The organism is Actinoplanes sp. KI2, assembly GCF_025630775.1.
Taxonomy (GTDB): Bacteria; Actinomycetota; Actinomycetes; order Mycobacteriales; family Micromonosporaceae; genus Actinoplanes.
Map to the genome: position 1 here is coordinate 1 of NZ_JAOSZE010000198.1, position 218 is coordinate 218.

A 218-nucleotide genomic window follows, 5' to 3' on the forward strand; every position below is an offset into this window, starting at 1 on the left:
ACATTCGTGCGGGACCGCGGGGCTCTGCGTTCGTTCGGGCCCAGGGCCCCGGCAAAGTCGTCAGATGATGCGGAGCAGTGCGAGCGAGCGGGTGCTGTCGCGGGCCTGATGGCGGCCGGCGGCGGCGATGTTGGTGACGCCGGCGAGGCGTAAGGCGCCATTGGCGGCGTTGCGCAGTGCGGCCATGACCTGGGCTAGAGGCAACGCCGTTCAGTTAA

The 218-nt window shown here is 69.3% G+C and carries 1 protein-coding gene; it reads right to left on the reverse strand.

What is annotated here, in order from left to right:
• Positions 1-60: 60 nt before the first annotated feature.
• Positions 61-186: a hypothetical protein gene (locus ODJ79_RS46950; RefSeq protein WP_263030229.1), complete on the reverse strand. Its 126-nt coding sequence runs from the start codon at positions 184-186 to the stop codon at positions 61-63.
• Positions 187-218: the final 32 nt, after the last annotated feature.

Bases quoted from the DNA above. Each gene is read 5' to 3' on its own strand.
- ODJ79_RS46950 (WP_263030229.1), bottom strand. From the start codon at position 186: ATGGCCGCACTGCGCAACGCCGCCAATGGCGCCTTACGCCTCGCCGGC.